This is a genomic window from Pseudomonas sp. FP453 (assembly GCF_030687495.1).
In the GTDB taxonomy this organism is placed as follows: domain Bacteria; phylum Pseudomonadota; class Gammaproteobacteria; order Pseudomonadales; family Pseudomonadaceae; genus Aquipseudomonas.
In genome coordinates this window covers 871,907-888,684 of the sequence record NZ_CP117435.1, presented here as the reverse complement: position 1 = coordinate 888,684, position 16,778 = coordinate 871,907, and the positions used below count along the sequence as shown (strand labels likewise).

Sequence of the window (16,778 nt, the reverse complement as noted above, 5' to 3'; positions counted from 1 at the left end):
ATGAAAGCTGCCCCATCAGAAGACCTCGCCCAAGCCTTCGCCGACGGCTGGCTGCCGATCCGAGAAGTGGCGCGCCAGACCGGCGTCAATGCGGTGACCCTGCGCGCCTGGGAACGCCGCTACGGCCTGATCGTGCCCCAGCGCACGCCCAAGGGGCACCGACTGTTCAGCGCCGAACACGTGCAACGCATCCACACCATCCTCACCTGGCTCAACCGTGGCGTGCCGGTCAGCCAGGTGAAAACCCTGATCGACTCCGCCCAGCCGATGGCCGATGCCGTCGAGAATGAGTGGCACACCTTGCGCCAGGAGCTGGTGCAGGCCATCAGCGCACTGGCCGAGCGCCGCGTCGATGATGCCTTCAACCAGGCCATGGCGCTGTACCCGCCGCGCACCCTGTGCGAGCAATTGCTGCTGCCACTGCTCAACGACCTGGAACAGCGCTGGCAAGGCCAGTTTGGCGCGCAGATGGAGCGGGTGTTTTTCCTGTCGTGGCTGCGCAGCAAATTCGGCGCGCGCATCTACCACAACAACCGCCAGCTCCAGGGCGCGCCGTTGCTGCTGGTCAACCAGTCCGACCTGCCGCTGGAGCCGCACCTGTGGCTGAGCGCCTGGCTGGCGAGCAGCGCCGACTGCCCGGTGGAAGTCTTCGACTGGCCACTACCGGCCGGCGAACTGGCGCTGGCGGTGGAACACCTGCAACCGCGCGCCGTGCTGCTGTATTCAAGCAAGGCCCTGCATCTGCCGGCACTCGGCAAGCTGCTGGCCGGCGTACCGTGCCCGACGCTGATTGCCGGACCAACGGTATGCATCCACCAGGCCGAGTTGGCCGTATTAACCGGTGAGATCCCCCAATTGTGCGTGGCCGAAGACCCGTTGTCGGCCCACCAGCTACTGATCCAGCGTGGAATCGTCTAAATGCATTTGATCTGGCTGCGCACCGACCTGCGCCTACACGACAACACCGCCCTGGCCGCCGCGAGCCAGCGGGGCCCGATTGCGGCCGTCTACCTGATCACGCCTGAACAATGGCTGGCCCATGACGATGCGCCGTGCAAAGTGGACTTCTGGCTGCGCAACCTGCGCGAACTGAGCACCAGCCTTGGCGCGCTGAATATTCCCCTGCTGATCCGCCACGCCGCCACCTGGGACCAGGCGTCGGCCGTATTGAGCGAGCTGTGCCGCGAGCTGTCAGTGCAGTCCGTACACGTCAACGAGGAATACGGCATTCACGAAAGCCGCCGCGATGCCGCCGTGGCCAAGGCGCTGGAAGCCGAAGGCGTGACGTTCCACAGCTACCTCGACCAGCTGTTTTTCCAACCCGGCAGCGTGCTGACCAAGACCGGCACCTACTTCCAGGTGTTCAGCCAGTTCCGCAAGGTCTGCTACACCCGCCTGCACAGCGCCTTGCCGCGCCTGGTCCCGACGGCCAAGGCCCAGGCGAAGCCCAACATTGAAAGCGATCCGGTTCCGCAGACTGTCGACGGTTTCGAAACGCCCAGCGACACCCTGCGCGCCCTCTGGCCCGCTGGCGAAGACGAAGCACGCCGCCGCCTCGACGCCTTCGCCGACCAGCAGATCAGCTACTACAAGGACGAGCGCGACTTCCCGGCCAAGCCCGGCACCAGCCAGCTCTCGGCGTACCTCGCGGCGGGCGTGGTGTCGCCGCGCCAATGCCTGCACGCCGCGTTGCAAACCAACCGGGGCGAGTTCGAAAGCGGCGACATCGGCGCCATCACCTGGATCAACGAGTTGCTCTGGCGCGAGTTCTACAAACACATCCTCGTGGGTTACCCACGGGTATCGCGCCACCGTGCATTCCGCCCCGAGACCGAAGCCGTGGCCTGGCGCGATGCGCCCAAGGACCTCGCCGCCTGGCAGCAAGCGCGCACCGGCCTGCCGATCATCGACGCGGCCATGCGCCAACTGCTGGAAACCGGCTGGATGCACAACCGCCTGCGCATGGTGGTGGCGATGTTCCTGACCAAGAACCTGCTGATCGACTGGCGTGAAGGCGAGCGCTTTTTCATGCGCCACCTGATCGACGGCGACCTGGCCGCCAACAATGGCGGCTGGCAGTGGAGCTCGTCCACCGGCACCGACTCGGCGCCGTATTTCCGGATTTTCAGCCCGCTGAGTCAGTCGGAAAAATTCGACGGCGAAGGCGTGTTCATCAAGCGCTGGCTGCCCGAACTGGCCGCGCTGAATAAAAAGGAAGTGCACAACCCCGAAGCGGTGGGCGGCCTGTTCGGCGTGGCGGATTACCCGCGCGCCATCGTCGACCTGAAAAAATCCCGCGAACGCGCCCTGGCCGCCTTCCGCAGCCTGCCTTCACGCGAAGCCGCCGGAGGCATCCATGAGTGACTTCCTGCGCCGGTTCGCCCAAGCGTTCGCGACCTTGGACAAACACAACCTGCACCTGCTGGATAACCTCTACAGCAAGGACATCGCCTTCACCGACCCGCTGCATCAAGTCCACGGCCTGCCGGCGATGCACCGCTACTTTGCCGAGCTGTACAGCAATGTCAGCCAGCTGCGCTTCGACTTTCACGGCTTCGACCAGGTCGCCGAAGGCGAAGGCTACCTGCGCTGGAAGATGAGCTTCTGCCACCCGCGCCTGGCCAATGGCACGCTGATCCGGGTCGAGGGCTGTTCGCATCTGATGTGGCGCGACAAGGTCTACCATCATCGCGACTACTTCGACGCCGGCGCCCTGCTCTACGAACACCTGCCGGTACTCGGCCGCGTCATCCGTTGGCTGAAAAGGAGAGTGGCATGAACCTTACCCCGCCCCGCCGTTATTGGCTGACCGGCGCCAGCAGTGGCATCGGCGCCGCGCTGGCCGTGGAGTTGCTCAACAGCGGCGCCCACGTGGCGCTCAGCTCACGCAGCAAAGGCCCGCTGGAAGCCCTCGCCCAACGCTATCCGGGGCAAGTGCTGGTGGTGGCCGGCGACCTGACCAACAGCCAGACCGTGCGCGAGATCGGCGAGCATATCGGCGTGGTCTGGGGCGCGCTGGACACGGTGATCCTCAACGCCGGCACCTGTGAATATGTGGATGCCCGGCAGTTCGATTCGTCGATCATCGAACACGTGGTACGCACCAACCTGCTGGCCAGCAGTTACTGCATCGAGGCCGCGCTGCCCCTGTTGCGCGCCGGGCAAACGCCGCACCTGGTCGGCGTGGCCAGCGCGGTGACGTACCTGCCCATGCCCCGCGCCGAAGCCTATGGTGCATCCAAGGCCGGCTTGCGCTACCTGTTCGAAGCGCTGCGCATCAGCCTGTCGCCGGAAAACATCGACGTCACGGTGATCAGCCCCGGTTTTGTCGAAACACCGCTGACCGAACGCAACGATTTCCCCATGCCCCTGAGCTGGACGGCCGACAAAGCCGCGCGGCATATCTTCGCCAAGCTGGACAAGCGCCCGCTGGAAATCGCCTTCCCCGCGCTGTTTATCGCCACCCTGTGGCCGCTGTCGAAACTGCCCAGCCGTGTGCAGTTGATCATCGGCAAACGCATGTTGCGCAGCCCGCCACCGCAGAAGGACTACCTGTGAAAATCGCCATCATCGGTAGCGGCATCGCCGGGCTGACCAGCGCCTACTTGCTCAGCCGCAGCCACGACATCACGCTGTTTGAAGCCGACGACCGCATCGGCGGGCATACCCACACGGTCAACGTCAGCGTCGAAGGCAAGAGCTATGCGGTGGACACCGGTTTTATCGTGTTCAACGACTGGACCTATCCCAACTTCATCCGCCTGTTGGGGCACGTCGGCGTGGGCTTCAAGCCGACCGAGATGAGTTTTTCGGTGCACGACGAAAAACAGCGCTTCGAGTACAACGGCAACAACCTCAACAGCCTGTTTGCGCAGCGGCGCAACATCCTGTCGCCGGGGTTCTGGGGCATGTTGCGCGATATCCTGCGCTTCAACCGCCAGGCGCCGCTGGACCTGCAGGAACAGCGCATCGGCGCCGACATGACCCTGGGCGACTACCTCACGGCCGGCGGGTATGGCGAGCGGTTTATCCGCCACTACATCGTGCCGATGGGCGCGGCGATCTGGTCGATGTCCCTGGCGGACATGCTCGGTTTTCCCTTGCAGTTCTTTGTGCGTTTCTTCAAGAACCACGGCCTGCTGTCGGTGAGCAACCGCCCGCAATGGTGTGTGATCGAGGGTGGCTCCAGCAGCTATATCGAACCGCTGACCCGGGGTTTTCGCGAACAGATTCGTCTCAATTGCCCTGTGGATAAAGTCGCACGCAGCGAGGCTGGCGTGGTTATCCACAGCACGGCCGGTGTCGAGCATTTCGACCGCGTGGTGTTCGCCTGTCACAGCGACCAGGCCCTGGCATTGCTGGCCGACCCGAGCCAGGCCGAGCAAGAGATCCTCGGCGCCCTGCCCTACGCCAGCAACGACGTGGTGCTGCACACCGACACGCGCCTGCTGCCGGATCGCAAGCTGGCCTGGGCCAGCTGGAATTATCGCCTGAGTGGCAATGCGCAGAGCCAGGCCGCCGTGACCTACGACATGAACATCCTGCAAGGCATCGACAGCGCCACCACCTTTTGCGTCAGCCTCAACCAGACGGCGGTGATCAACCCGCTGAAGATCCTCGCCCGCTACACCTACGCCCACCCGCAATACAGCCTGGCGGCGGTGGCGGCGCAAGCGCGCTGGCAGGAAGTGTCCGGCGTGCGCAATACCTTTTATTGCGGCGCCTACTGGGCCAACGGTTTCCACGAAGACGGCGTGGTCAGCGCCCTGCGCGTAGCCGACGCCTTTGGGGAACGCCTGTGAACAGCGCCCTGTACAGCGGCTGGATCGCCCATCGCCGGTTTACGCCCAAGGCTCACGCCTTTCGCTACCGCATCGGCCTGCTGTACCTGGATCTGAGCGAAGAACAGCACGTGCTGGGGCTCTCGCCCCTGGCCGGGCGCAGCCGTTTTGCGCCTTTCGGTTTTCGCCAGCAGGATTACCTGCGTGCATTCACGCGCAGCGGCATGAGCTTGAGCGATGCCGTGCGCCAGGAAGTCGGCAAGGCACTGGGGCGAACGCCCCAGGGCGTTATCTGCCTACTGACCCAGGCCCGCAGTTGGGGCCTGGCTTTTAACCCGGTGAGTTTCTTCTACTGCTTCGAGGCCGACGGACAACTGGCCGCGATCCTGTGTGAAGTGACCAACACCCCATGGCGCGAGCGCTATCACTACGTGCTGCCGGCCCTGGCCCTCGGCGCGGACGAGCACCAGCACTTCGCCGTGGCCAAGGCCTTCCATGTGTCGCCGTTCCTGCCTCGCGACCTGGAATACCGCATGAGCTTCAGCCCGCCCGCCGCCAGGCTCGGCGTGCACATGGCCGACTGGCAGGGGGCGCAAAAAGTCTTCGATGCCACCCTGAGCCTGGAAAAAGCCGCCCTCGACCGCGCCAGCCTGCACCGTTACCTGTGGCGCTTCCCGTGGATGACCGCCAAGACCTGCCTGGCGATTTACTGGCAGGCCCTGCGCCTGTTGCTCAAACGCACACCGATTTTCCCCCACCGAGCCGCCGATGGCGCCTCCCGTACTGCAGTCGGGTATACCAAGGATCGCCGCCATGAAAACCCCTAGCTTATCGGTCAAAACCCATCGCCTGAACGTCAACGGCATGACCAGTGCCCTGCTGCGCAAGGCCGTGCTGCGCCAACTCAGCCAACTGCGCCACGGCCAGCTGGTGGTGATCGAAGACGGCGAACGCCAGGTCTTCGGCGCACGGGAGGCGCACCTGCTGGGGGAAATCCACATCCTTGATTCGGCCGTGTGGGGCCTGGTGGCCGCCGGCGGCTCCATCGGTGCGGGCGAGGCGTTTATCCACGGTTACTGGAGCAGCCCGGACCTCACCGCCGTGGTGCGCGTGATGGTCAGCAACCTCGACGTGCTCGACGCGATGGAAGGCGGCCTCGCGCGCCTGGCCCGCCCGCTGACCCAGGGCTTGCACTGGCTCAACCGCAATACGCGCAAGGGCTCGCAGAAAAACATCGCGGCCCATTACGACCTCGGCAACGACCTGTTCGAAGAATTCCTCGACCCGACCATGATGTATTCGGCGGCGCAATTCCTCACCGCCGACGACACCCTGGAACAGGCGCAACTGAACAAACTGGAGCGCATCTGCCAGAAACTCGCGCTCAAGCCCGGCGACCATCTGCTGGAAATCGGCACCGGCTGGGGCAGCATGGCGCTGTATGCGGCGCAGCATTATGGCTGCAAGGTCACCACCACGACCTTGTCCAAGGAGCAGTTTGCCTACACCGAACAACGCATCGCCGCCTTGGGCCTGGGTGATCAGGTGACGCTGCTGTTGCAGGACTACCGCGACCTCACCGGCCAGTACGACAAGCTGGTGTCCATCGAGATGATCGAAGCCGTGGGCCACCGCTTCCTGCCAACCTACTTCAAGCAGTGCGCGCAGTTACTCAAAAGCGATGGCCTGATGCTGCTGCAAGCCATCACCATCCGCGACCAGCGCTATGAGCAGGCGAAGACCAACGTGGATTTTATCCAGCGCTACATCTTCCCCGGCGGCGCCTTGCCCTGTGTGCAAAAAATGCTCGAGATCGTCAGCCGCGACACCGACATGAACTTGCTGCACATGGAGGACTTCGGCCTGCACTACGCACGAACCCTGCGCCTGTGGCATGAGAATTTTCGCCGCGCCCATGGCCGCCTCGCCGAGCTGGGCTACGATGAGTACTTCCTGCGCCTGTGGGAATTCTACCTGTGCTACTGCGAAGGGGGCTTTATGGAGCGTACGATCGGTACCGCACAATTGCTGCTGGCCAAACCCGCCGCAATCAACCCGCCGCTGCTCGGGCGTTTTGATGCTTAAACCGCTGGCGAACGCCGTGCTGTTCCAGTGCGGCTGGTTTGCCTGCGTGCTGGGCGGCAACAGCCGCTGGTTGCTGGTGGCGGTGGCGGCACTCGCCGTGCATCTGCTGTGGATCAGTTCATGGTCGCGCGAGGGCCAGGTGATACTCGCCGTGACCCTGCTGGGCACGGTGATCGACACCGCGCTGCGCACCTTTGGCGTGTTTCATTTCAGCATGCCGGGGCCGTTGATTCCGCTCTGGCTGATCGTGCTCTGGGCGCTGCTGGCGACCACCTTGCGCCATTGCCTGGCCTGGAGCGCACGCCCCTGGTGGCGGGCCAGCCTGTTGGGCGCGGTGGGCGGGCCGCTGTCGTACTACGCGGGCAGCCAACTGGCCGGGGTGAGTTTCGGTTACGGCACCACGACGACGGTGATCGGCCTGGGCCTGCTGTGGGCCCTGTTGTTTCCGGTGCTGCACTGGGTCGCCCGACAACTGGAGCACTGACGTCCGTCAGAGCATACATACGCGCAACACCGGCTTGCCTTACACTGCGCGCCTATGACCAACATCCCCCACACCCAAATCGCCGAACCCGCCGTCACTTGCTCGACGTGCGCGGCCTGCTGCTGCCAGCTGGAAGTGATGCTGATCACCGACACCGGCGTGCCAGAGCGTTACATCGATACCGACGATTGGGGCGGCGAAGTGATGCTGCGCCTCGACGACGGCTGGTGTGCGGCGCTGGATCGGGACACGATGATGTGCACGATCTATGAGCGGCGGCCGTTGATTTGCCGGGAGTTCGAGATGGGCGCGCCGGAATGCCTGGAGGAAAGGCAGGGGATTGCGACGGCGTATCGCTGATCCTGAGATCAATGATGGTCAAAATGTGGGAGCTGGCTTGCCTGCGATGGCGGTGGGTCAGCCGAATCTGTGTTGACTGACAGGCCGCCATCGCGGGCAAGCCCGCTCCCACAGGGGATTGGGTTGCCACTTTGGATCAGCTCCCACATTTGATTGGCAGTGTTCTTTAGATTTATAGCTCCAGGGTGTAGTGCAACGCGTAGCTCTCGACCCCATCGTTGTTACTGCTCAGCCCCGCATTGGAATAGTGCGTGGCGCGAATGCCGACTTCATGCCCGCCCGTGAAGCGCAAGCCAAAGCCCAGCCGGTCTTCGAACTGAAAGGCCTGGCCGATATTGTTGTCTTCGACCCGCGTGCGCGAGAACACCGCTACGCCAACCCCCGCCTCGATGTAGGGCTTGACCCTCTCCCCGGCAAATTCATACACAAACACCGGCGAGAACGACAGGCTGCTGACGCTGGCGCGCTTGTCTCCGTCCCAGTAGGTGTAGGCGCCGCTCCAGTATCCGGTCAAGCGGCCGGTATCACTCTGCCACCAGCTTTTATCCCACTGCGACGTCAGCCCCAACCGGTAGGTCATGGTCGAATCGCTGGTACTTCCCACCCCCAATTCCAGGCCCGCAGCCTGGGCTGAAACGGAGTGTCCTACAACGACGGCCGCAATCGCAGCCAAACAGAACAAGCGCTTCATAAGAAACATCCTTTCCCGACGAAGTTATATGGTTTGTGTACAGGCTATCTCGCTAATAGAAGCCGGCGCGTAGACAGAAGTTCCCGCCGATAACGCCGTCATTTCACGAAATTTTCACGCCCCGAAGCTTCGCACAACGCCGGGATATTTCCATAGTGTTGGTAGGATATTTCTTAGGTGATACACATCGCCGCTGGTCCAGAACTGTGCAGGCTCGGGATTGCCGCTGGCCAACAGGTCGCGCTCGCCCAGCAAACGCTTGAGCTGGCGGGCTACGGCGGCGCCGGTGTCGATCAGGATGATGCTGGGGGGCAGCATTTGTGCCAGGAGTGGCTTGAGGAAGGGATAGTGGGTGCAACCGAGGATGATGGTGTCGCAACCGGCGCTGAGCAATGGGTCGATATAACCCTGCAACAACTGGCGCAGCGCGGGGCTGTTGAGGTCGCCGGTCTCGATCAGTTCCACCAGGCCAGGGCAAGGTTGGGTGATCACCCGTACATCGGTGGCAAAGCGGTCGAGCAAGGCGGCGAACTTGGCGCTTTGCAAGGTGCCGGTGGTGGCGAGCACGCCGACCACACCGCTGCGGGTCGCGGCGGCGGCGGGTTTGACGGCGGGTTCCATGCCCACCAGCGGCCAGTCGGGAGCGTCCAGGCGAAGATCCGCCACCGCCGCGACGGTGGCGGTGTTACAGGCAATCACAAACGCCTTGGCGCCCTTCTCGCGGAAAAACCCGGCGACTTTTCGCGAGCGCTCAAGAATATAAGCCGGGGTTTTCTCGCCGTAGGGGATATGCCCGCAGTCGGCCACATACAGCAGCGATTCGTGGGGCAGCAGTTGCTGGATTTCGTCCAGCACCGTCAAGCCGCCGATGCCGGAATCGAACACACCGATCGGCGCGTCCTTAACCATGTTGCGGCCCACACACGCTGCAACCGGGGTCGCGCTTGACGCGCAGCTCACGGAAACGGCTGGTCAACGCATCGATCAACAGCAGGCGCCCCACCAGCGGCTCGCCGAAACCGGCCAGCAGCTTCAAGGCTTCCAGCGCTTGCAGGCTGCCGACCAGGCCCACCAGCGGGCCGACCACGCCGGCTTCGCTGCAGGTCAGTTCGGTGTCGCTGCCGTGCCCGTATAAACAGTGGTAGCACGGGCTTTCGGCGCGACGTGGGTCGAACACCGACAACTGCCCTTCCAGGCGAATCGCCGCGCCGCTGATCAACGGCTTGGTCGCGGCGACGCACGCGGCGTTGACCGCTTCGCGGGTGGAAAAGTTGTCGCTGCAATCGAGCACCACATCCACCGCCGCCACCGCGGCGGCCAGGGAATCGGCATCCAGCGCGCTGCGATGGGCCACCAGCTTGATTTCAGGATTGATCGCGCTCAGGCGGCGCAGGGCCGAGTCGACCTTGGTCTGCCCGACGCTGTCGGTGTCGTGGATGATCTGGCGTTGCAGGTTGGTCAGGTCGACGGTGTCGAAGTCCGCCACGTGCAACTCGCCGACGCCGGCGGCCGCCAGGTACAACGCCACCGGCGCACCCAGGCCACCGAGGCCGATGATCAAGGCGCGGCCCTGTTTGAGGCGCAACTGGCCGTCGATGTCGACCTGCTGCAACAGGATCTGTCGGCTATAGCGCAACAGCTCCTGATCGGTCAGCACGGCCGACGTCCCAGGGTGATGCGTTCGTGGCCGCCGAGGTCGATGCGGCTGTGCACCTGGTCAAAGCCTTCGCTCAGCAACAGGTCACGCACGGCGGCGGCCTGGTCGTAGCCGTGTTCGAGCAGCAGCCAGCCACCGGCATTCAGGTGCTGTGGGGCTTGCTGGATGATGTGGCGCAAGTCGTCCAGGCCGTCGCGGCCCGCCACCAGCGCGCTGGCCGGTTCGAAGCGCACGTCACCGGCGACCAGGTGCGGGTCATTGTCGGCGATGTAGGGCGGGTTGCTGATGATCAGGTCGTAGGTGTGGCCTTGCAGGGCGCTGAACCAATGACTATTGAGCACCGTGACGTTATTCAGGTGCAGGCGCTGGCGATTGCGTTCGGCCAGGGCCACGGCTTCGAGCACGCGGTCGACGGCGGTGACCTTCCACGCCGGGCGTTCGCTGGCCAGGGCCAGGGCGATGGCGCCGCTGCCGGTGCCGAGGTCGAGGACCTGGGTCGGCGTGGCTGGCAATAATTCCAGGGCCGCTTCCACCAGCAGCTCGGTGTCCGGGCGTGGGATCAGGGTGTGGGGCGCGACCTCCAGGTCGAGCTTCCAGAAGCCTTGCTGGCCGAGGATGTAGGCGACCGGCTCACCGCCACGGCGACGCTGCAGGTAGCTGGCGAAGGTCAGCGCGTCTTCGCTGCTGACGATTTTTTCTGGCCAGGTGTGCAGGTAGCTGCGGGGTTTGCCCAGGGCCGCCGCCAGCAAAAGCTCGGCGTCGAGGCGCGCGGTGGGCGAGTCGGGCAGGTCGGCGGCGCGCAGCAGGCTGGCGATAATGGTCATTTATTCACCTATCGCCGCTAACTGATCGGCCTGGTATTCGGCGAGCAACGGCTCGATCACGGCATCGACGCCACCGGCGAGGATCTCGTCGAGGGAATACAGCGTGAGGTTGACCCGGTGGTCGGTGACCCGACCCTGGGCAAAGTTGTAGGTGCGGATGCGCTCGGAACGATCGCCCGAGCCCACCAGCAACTTGCGCTCGCTGGCAATCGCGTTGGCGGCGGCGCTGGTCTGCTGGTCGTTGAGCTTGGCCGACAGCCAGGACATCGCCCGCGCGCGGTTCTTGTGCTGGGAACGTTCTTCCTGGCACTCCACCACGATGCCCGACGGCAAGTGGGTGATGCGGATCGCGGAATCGGTCTTGTTGACGTGCTGGCCACCGGCGCCCGACGAGCGGTAGGTGTCGACGCGCAGGTCAGCCGGGTTGATCTCGATGGCTTCCTGCTCGTCCGGCTCGGGCAACACGGCCACGGTGCACGCCGAGGTGTGGATACGGCCCTGGGATTCGGTGGCCGGCACGCGCTGTACGCGGTGCGCGCCGGATTCGAACTTGAGCTTGCCGTAGACGTTATCGCCTTCGACCCGCGCGATGACTTCTTTATAGCCGCCGTGCTCGCCTTCGTTCTCCGAAAGGATCTCGACGCGCCAGCCGCGACGCTCGGCATAACGCGAATACATGCGGAACAGGTCGCCGGAGAAGATCGCCGCCTCGTCGCCACCGGTGCCGGCGCGGATTTCGAGGAACACGTTGCGCCCGTCATTCGGGTCCTTGGGCAGCAGCATGCGTTGCAGGTCGCCTTCCAGCGCGACCAGTTTTTCCTTGGCCTCGCGGACTTCTTCCACGGCCATTTCGCGCATGTCCGGGTCGCTGTCCTTGAGCAGTGCCTGGGCACCTTCGAGGTCGGCCTGGGTTTTCAGCCACTGGCCGTAGGTGGTCACAATCGGCTCGACTTCCGCGTATTCCTTGGAATAGGTGCGGAACTTGGTCTGATCGGCGATGACTTCGCCATCGCCGAGCAAGGCGGTCAGTTCTTCGAAACGGTCCTGGAGCACGTCCAGTTTATTGAGCAGTGACGCTTTCATTGCGGTTTTTTATCCGAAGAGCTATCTGACGCGCCCTCACCGAGGGCAAAGAGTTCTTGGGCCATGGCCAGCGCATCGAGGCGGCCTTCGGCAGTCAACTTTTTAAGCTGCACGCTGGGGGCGTGGAGCAGCTTGTTGGTCAGGCCCCGGGCCAGTTGCATCAGCACCTCTTCGGCGCTGCTGCCGTTGGCCAGCAGGCGCTGGGCCTTGCTCAGCTCCTCGTCGCGCAGGCGTTCGCCCTGCTGACGATACGCCTTGAGCACGTCCACCGCTGCCAGTTCACGCAGGCGCACCATGAAATCGTCGGCGCCAGTGCTGACCATCTCTTCAGCCGCCTGGGCAGCGCCCTGGCGACTCTTGAGGTTTTCGGCGACCACTTCGTGCAGGTCGTCGACGCTATAGAGGTAAACGTCGTCCAACTCGCCGACTTCGGGTTCGATATCCCGAGGAACGGCGATGTCTACCATAAAGATCGGCTTGTGCTTACGCAGCTTCAGCGCGCTCTCGACCGCGCCTTTGCCGAGGATCGGCAACTGGCTGGCGGTGGAGCTGATGACGATATCGCTGCGCACCAGCTCGGCCGGGATGTCCGACAGCAGCACCGCGTGGGCGCCGAACTGCTCGGCGAGGATGCTTGCGCGCTCCAGCGTGCGGTTGGCGACGACAATGCGCTTCACGCCCAGGTCGTGCAGGTGGCGGGCCACCAGGGTGATGGTTTCACCGGCGCCGATCAGCAGGGCCTGGCTGCGTTGCAGGTCACTGAAAATCTGTTTGGCCAGGCTGACGGCGGCAAACGCCACGGACACCGGGTTTTCGCCGATGGCGGTGTCGGTGCGCACCTGCTTGGCCGAATTGAACGTGGCCTGGAACAGGCGGCCCAGCAGCGGCCCGACGGTGCCGGCCTCACGCGCCACGGCGTAGGCGGACTTCATCTGGCCAAGGATCTGCGGCTCGCCCCAACACCAGCGAATCGAGACCGGCGGCCACACGCATCATGTGACGAACTGCCGCATCTTCTTCGTGCACATAAGCGCACGCGCGCAGCTCTTCGAGGCTTAAATGGTGGTAATCGGCCAGCCAGCGCAGCACCACATCCGCTGAAAGATGTTCCTGCTCTATATAAAGCTCGCTGCGATTGCAGGTTGAAAGGATTGCAGCTTCGCGGCTGTCGGTGAGCCGGCAGAGCTGTTGCAAGGCCTCAACCAACTGCTCTGGCGTGAACGCCACGCGCTCGCGCACGTCTACGGAAGCAGTCTTGTGGTTAATACCGAGTGCGAGGAAGGCCATTCAATATCGCTGATGATGTCGGGAAGCCGACAATTGTCCTACTTCGAATGATTCAGAACAACCACCGTAGGCTATTGTCCTAATGCCTTGTGTCTATAAAGGCACCAACTGAGACTCGGTTATGTTTGGCCGAAGGCTTGTGTCATGATGATCCGACCGCAGGTTAGTCGTCCTCTTCCTATATGAATAGATCTTCCGCGTTGCTCCTTGCTTTTGTCTTCCTCAGCGGCTGCCAGGCCTTGGCCCCCGTGTCGCCGGACGGTACGCCGCCGGTGGAAGACAGCACCCCCGCCCCTGAAAAGCCCAAGGTTTATTCCTCGTTCAGTGAAGAAACGGTGTTCAGCCTGCTGAGCGCGGAGCTGGCTGGCCAGCGCAATCGTTTCGATATTGCCCTGGATAACTACGTGACCCAGGCCATCAACACGCAGGATCCGGGAATTTCCGAGCGGGCGTTTCGCATCGCCGAGTACCTGGGCGCCGATCAGGCTGCACTGGATACCTCGCTGATCTGGGCGAAAAACGCCCCGGACGACCTTGAGGCGCAGCGTGCGGCCGCCGTGCAACTGGCACGCGCCGGGCGCTACGACGACTCCATGGTCTATATGGAGAAGGTCTTGCAGGGCAAGGGCGATACCCATTTCGACTTCCTCGCGCTGTCGGCTGCCGACACCGACCAGGACACGCGCAATGGCCTGATGAAGAGTTTCGACCGCCTGCTGCAAAAACACCCAAAGAACAGCCAGCTGATTTTCGGCAAGGCCTTGCTGTTGCAGCAGGACGACGAGGCGGATGCGGCGCTGAAGCTGCTGGAGCAGAACCCACCGGAAGAGGGTGAGATCGCACCGATCCTGCTGCGCGCGCGCCTGCTGCAAAATCTCAATCGCGGCAAGGAAGCGATTCCGCTGCTGGAAAAAAGCATCAAGAAGTACCCGGACGACAAGCGCCTGCGCCTGACCTACGCGCGCATGCTGGTGGAACAGGACCGCATGGAGGACGCCAAAGTGCAGTTCGCCAACCTGGTCCAGCAATACCCGGACGACGACGAACTGCGTTATTCCCTGGCGCTGGTGTGCCTGGAAGCCAAGGCCTGGGACGAGGCCAAGGGGTATCTGCAAGAGCTGATCGAACGCGAAAGCCATGTGGACTCGGCACACCTGAACCTGGGCCGCATTGCTGAAGAGAAAAACGACCCACAGGCCGCCCTGCTCGAATACGCCCAGGTCGGCCCCGGCAACGACTACCTGCCGGCGCAACTGCGCCAGGCCGATATCCTGATGAGCAATGGCCGCACCGACGAGGCGGAAAAACGCTTGGCGGCCGCGCGCGATGCGGAGCCGGACTACGCGATCCAGCTTTACCTGATCCAGGCCGAAACCTTGTCGGCCAACAATCAGGGCGAGCGCGCCTGGAAATTGCTGCAACAAGCGCTGCTGCAATACCCCGACGACTTGAACCTGCTGTACACCCGCGCCATGCAGGCGGAAAAACGCAATGACCTGGCGCAGATGGAAAAAGACCTGCGCCTGATCATCAAGCGCGACCCGGACAACGCCATGGCCTTGAATGCCCTGGGCTACACCTTGTCCGACCGCACGACGCGCTACGACGAAGCCAAGGCGCTGATCGAACAAGCCCACCAGCTCAACCCGGAAGACCCGGCCGTACTCGACAGCCTCGGCTGGGTGAATTACCGCCTGGGCAACCTCGATGAAGCCGAACGCTTGCTGCGCCAGGCCCTGGAGCGGTTCCCCGACCAGGAAGTCGCGGCGCATCTGGGTGAAGTGCTGTGGGCCAATGGCAAGCAGCGCGAAGCCCGTCAAATCTGGGAGAAGTTCCTCAAGGAACAACCCGAAAGCCCTATCCTGCGCGGCACCATCAAGCGCCTGACCGGATCCGAGACCCTTTAAGCTTATGTTCTTGCGCCATGTTGTAGTGTTCAGTCTCATCGCCCTGCTCGCCGGTTGTGCGGGCATCGGCAGCCGTGAATCCGTCGAGGGCCAGGGCAACCCGGCGCAATGGAAACAGCACAAGGACCAGCTCAGCAGTATCGATGGCTGGCAGATCGAAGGAAAAGTCGGCGTTCGTGCGCCGAAAGATTCCGGCAGCGGCACCTTGTTCTGGCTGCAACGCCAGGACTACTACGATATTCGCCTGTCTGGCCCGCTGGGCCGTGGCGCCGCACGCCTGACCGGTCGACCGGGGCAAGTCAGCCTGGAAGTGGCCAACCAGGGCCGCTATGAAGCGACCTCGCCGGAAACCCTGCTGGAAGAGCAGATCGGCTGGAAGCTGCCGGTATCGCATCTGGTCTGGTGGGTACGCGGCCTTCCCGCGCCCGACAGCAAAAGTCGCCTGAGCCTGAACGGCGACAGCCGCCTGGCCACCCTGGAGCAGGATGGTTGGCAGGTCGAGTATTTGAGCTATGTGCAACAGAGCGGTTACTGGCTGCCGGAGCGCATCAAGCTGCATGGCACCGACCTGGATGTCACGCTGGTGATCAAGGACTGGCAACCGCGCAAGTTGGGGCAATAACGTGACCGTACAAAAGCTGACCCTGCCCTCCCCCGCCAAACTCAATTTGATGCTGCACATTCTCGGTCGCCGTGAAGACGGTTATCACGAGTTGCAGACGTTGTTTCAATTTCTCGACTACGGCGATGAGATGACCTTCGCCGTACGCGACGATGGCGTGATCCAACTGCATACGGCATTCGAAGGCGTGCCCCACGACAGCAACCTGATCGTGAAGGCCGCAAAAAAAATTCAGGAACAATCCGGCTGCACACTCGGCATCGACATCTGGATCGATAAAATCCTGCCCATGGGCGGCGGTATCGGCGGCGGCAGTTCGAATGCGGCCACCACATTGCTCGGTCTGAATCACTTGTGGCAGCTGGGTTGGGACCACGATCGCCTCGCGGCGCTGGGCCTTACGCTGGGCGCTGATGTCCCGGTTTTCGTGCGTGGACACGCCGCATTTGCTGAGGGTGTGGGGGAAAAACTCACCCCTGTAGACCCCGAAGAACCGTGGTATGTCGTACTTGTGCCGCAAGTATCTGTAAGTACAGCAGAAATTTTTTCAGATCCGTTGTTGACACGTAACTCTTCTCCCATTAAAGTGCGCCCCGTTCCCAAGGGAAACAGTCGAAATGACTGCTTACCGGTTGTAGCAAGGCGTTATCCAGAGGTACGTAACGCTTTGAATTTGTTAGGTAAATTTACCGAAGCAAAATTAACCGGAACTGGAAGTTGTGTGTTTGGGGGCTTCCCAAACAAAGCTGAAGCTGATAAAGTCTCGGCCCTTCTTACAGAGACCCTTACAGGGTTTGTAGCAAAGGGAAGCAACGTTTCGATGTTGCATCGCAAGCTGCAAAGTCTGCTCTAAAAGGAACCGAGTGTTAGGCACTCGTTGCAACAGATACAGGGGCGTCGCCAAGCGGTAAGGCAGCAGGTTTTGATCCTGCCATGCGTTGGTTCGAATCCAGCCGCCCCTGCCATTTTCTAATACTCATCCAGGTTACCCTCAGCC

The 16,778-nt window shown here is 62.8% G+C and carries 17 protein-coding genes, 1 tRNA gene and 1 pseudogene; 13 read left to right on the top strand and 6 right to left on the bottom strand.

The window, feature by feature from the left end:
- Genes PSH87_RS03920 through PSH87_RS03880 form a run of 9 tightly spaced genes read left to right on the top strand, consistent with a single transcriptional unit; the run spans position 1 to position 7,710 of the window.
- Complete coding sequence (locus PSH87_RS03920) at positions 1–918, top strand: MerR family transcriptional regulator (protein WP_305432639.1); 918 nt, start codon at positions 1–3, stop codon at positions 916–918.
- Positions 919–2,364 carry a deoxyribodipyrimidine photo-lyase gene (gene phrB, locus PSH87_RS03915; RefSeq protein WP_305432637.1) on the top strand — a complete coding sequence of 482 codons (1,446 nt, stop codon included), beginning with the start codon at positions 919–921 and terminating at the stop codon, positions 2,362–2,364.
- On the top strand, positions 2,357–2,779 hold the full coding sequence (locus PSH87_RS03910) for a nuclear transport factor 2 family protein (RefSeq protein WP_017735166.1): 423 nt from the start codon (positions 2,357–2,359) through the stop codon (positions 2,777–2,779). The genes phrB and PSH87_RS03910 overlap by 8 nt, the downstream gene beginning before the upstream one ends.
- On the top strand, positions 2,776–3,558 hold the full coding sequence (locus PSH87_RS03905; RefSeq protein ID WP_017735165.1) for an SDR family oxidoreductase: 783 nt from the start codon (positions 2,776–2,778) through the stop codon (positions 3,556–3,558). Before PSH87_RS03910 ends, PSH87_RS03905 begins: the two co-directional genes overlap by 4 nt.
- Complete coding sequence (locus PSH87_RS03900) at positions 3,555–4,802, top strand: NAD(P)/FAD-dependent oxidoreductase (protein WP_305432635.1); 1,248 nt, start codon at positions 3,555–3,557, stop codon at positions 4,800–4,802. The genes PSH87_RS03905 and PSH87_RS03900 overlap by 4 nt, the downstream gene beginning before the upstream one ends.
- Positions 4,799–5,608, top strand: coding sequence for a DUF1365 domain-containing protein (locus PSH87_RS03895; protein ID WP_017735163.1), 810 nt, complete (start codon positions 4,799–4,801; stop codon positions 5,606–5,608). The genes PSH87_RS03900 and PSH87_RS03895 overlap by 4 nt, the downstream gene beginning before the upstream one ends.
- Positions 5,595–6,866, top strand: a complete 1,272-nt coding sequence (locus tag PSH87_RS03890) for a cyclopropane-fatty-acyl-phospholipid synthase family protein (protein ID WP_305432634.1) — start codon at positions 5,595–5,597, stop codon at positions 6,864–6,866. Before PSH87_RS03895 ends, PSH87_RS03890 begins: the two co-directional genes overlap by 14 nt.
- Positions 6,859–7,350 (top strand): DUF2878 domain-containing protein, encoded by a 492-nt coding sequence (locus PSH87_RS03885; RefSeq protein ID WP_305432633.1) that lies wholly within the window; start codon positions 6,859–6,861, stop codon positions 7,348–7,350. The genes PSH87_RS03890 and PSH87_RS03885 overlap by 8 nt, the downstream gene beginning before the upstream one ends.
- 54 nt (positions 7,351–7,404) lie before the next feature.
- Positions 7,405–7,710 carry a YkgJ family cysteine cluster protein gene (locus PSH87_RS03880; RefSeq protein ID WP_071491045.1) on the top strand — a complete coding sequence of 102 codons (306 nt, stop codon included), beginning with the start codon at positions 7,405–7,407 and terminating at the stop codon, positions 7,708–7,710.
- Positions 7,711–7,882: 172 nt separating this feature from the next.
- Here the strand turns inward: PSH87_RS03880 and PSH87_RS03875 are convergent, their stop codons facing one another.
- The 6 genes and pseudogenes from PSH87_RS03875 to hemA all read right to left on the bottom strand — a co-directional run bounded on the left by PSH87_RS03875 (position 7,883) and on the right by hemA (position 13,252).
- Entirely contained in the window at positions 7,883–8,401 is a 519-nt protein-coding gene (locus tag PSH87_RS03875) for an acyloxyacyl hydrolase (RefSeq protein ID WP_305432631.1), read from the bottom strand.
- Between the two features lie 114 nt (positions 8,402–8,515).
- Positions 8,516–9,310 carry a glutamate racemase gene (gene murI, locus PSH87_RS03870; RefSeq protein WP_305432629.1) on the bottom strand — a complete coding sequence of 265 codons (795 nt, stop codon included), beginning with the start codon at positions 9,308–9,310 and terminating at the stop codon, positions 8,516–8,518.
- On the bottom strand, positions 9,303–10,058 hold the full coding sequence (locus PSH87_RS03865) for a molybdopterin-synthase adenylyltransferase MoeB (RefSeq protein WP_305432628.1): 756 nt from the start codon (positions 10,056–10,058) through the stop codon (positions 9,303–9,305). Before PSH87_RS03865 ends, murI begins: the two co-directional genes overlap by 8 nt.
- Entirely contained in the window at positions 10,052–10,882 is an 831-nt protein-coding gene (gene prmC, locus PSH87_RS03860; RefSeq protein ID WP_305432627.1) for a peptide chain release factor N(5)-glutamine methyltransferase, read from the bottom strand. Before prmC ends, PSH87_RS03865 begins: the two co-directional genes overlap by 7 nt.
- Entirely contained in the window at positions 10,883–11,965 is a 1,083-nt protein-coding gene (gene prfA / locus PSH87_RS03855; RefSeq protein ID WP_017735155.1) for a peptide chain release factor 1, read from the bottom strand.
- Positions 11,962–13,252: pseudogene (gene hemA, locus PSH87_RS03850) on the bottom strand (glutamyl-tRNA reductase). Before hemA ends, prfA begins: the two are co-directional and overlap by 4 nt.
- 182 nt (positions 13,253–13,434) lie before the next feature.
- On the opposite strand from hemA, the gene PSH87_RS03845 reads away from it, so the two are divergent.
- From PSH87_RS03845 to PSH87_RS03830, 4 genes are all read left to right on the top strand, one after another.
- The gene (locus PSH87_RS03845; protein WP_305432625.1) at positions 13,435–15,159 is read left to right on the top strand and encodes a tetratricopeptide repeat protein; all 1,725 of its coding nucleotides are present in this window, start codon (positions 13,435–13,437) and stop codon (positions 15,157–15,159) included.
- A gap of 4 nt (positions 15,160–15,163) precedes the next feature.
- Positions 15,164–15,781 (top strand): lipoprotein insertase outer membrane protein LolB, encoded by a 618-nt coding sequence (lolB, locus tag PSH87_RS03840; RefSeq protein WP_305432624.1) that lies wholly within the window; start codon positions 15,164–15,166, stop codon positions 15,779–15,781.
- A 49-nt stretch (positions 15,782–15,830) separates the two neighbouring features.
- Positions 15,831–16,634 (top strand): 4-(cytidine 5'-diphospho)-2-C-methyl-D-erythritol kinase, encoded by an 804-nt coding sequence (gene ispE / locus PSH87_RS03835; protein ID WP_305434249.1) that lies wholly within the window; start codon positions 15,831–15,833, stop codon positions 16,632–16,634.
- 37 nt (positions 16,635–16,671) lie between these two features.
- Positions 16,672–16,746 (top strand) — tRNA-Gln (locus tag PSH87_RS03830).
- Positions 16,747–16,778 lie beyond the last annotated feature (32 nt).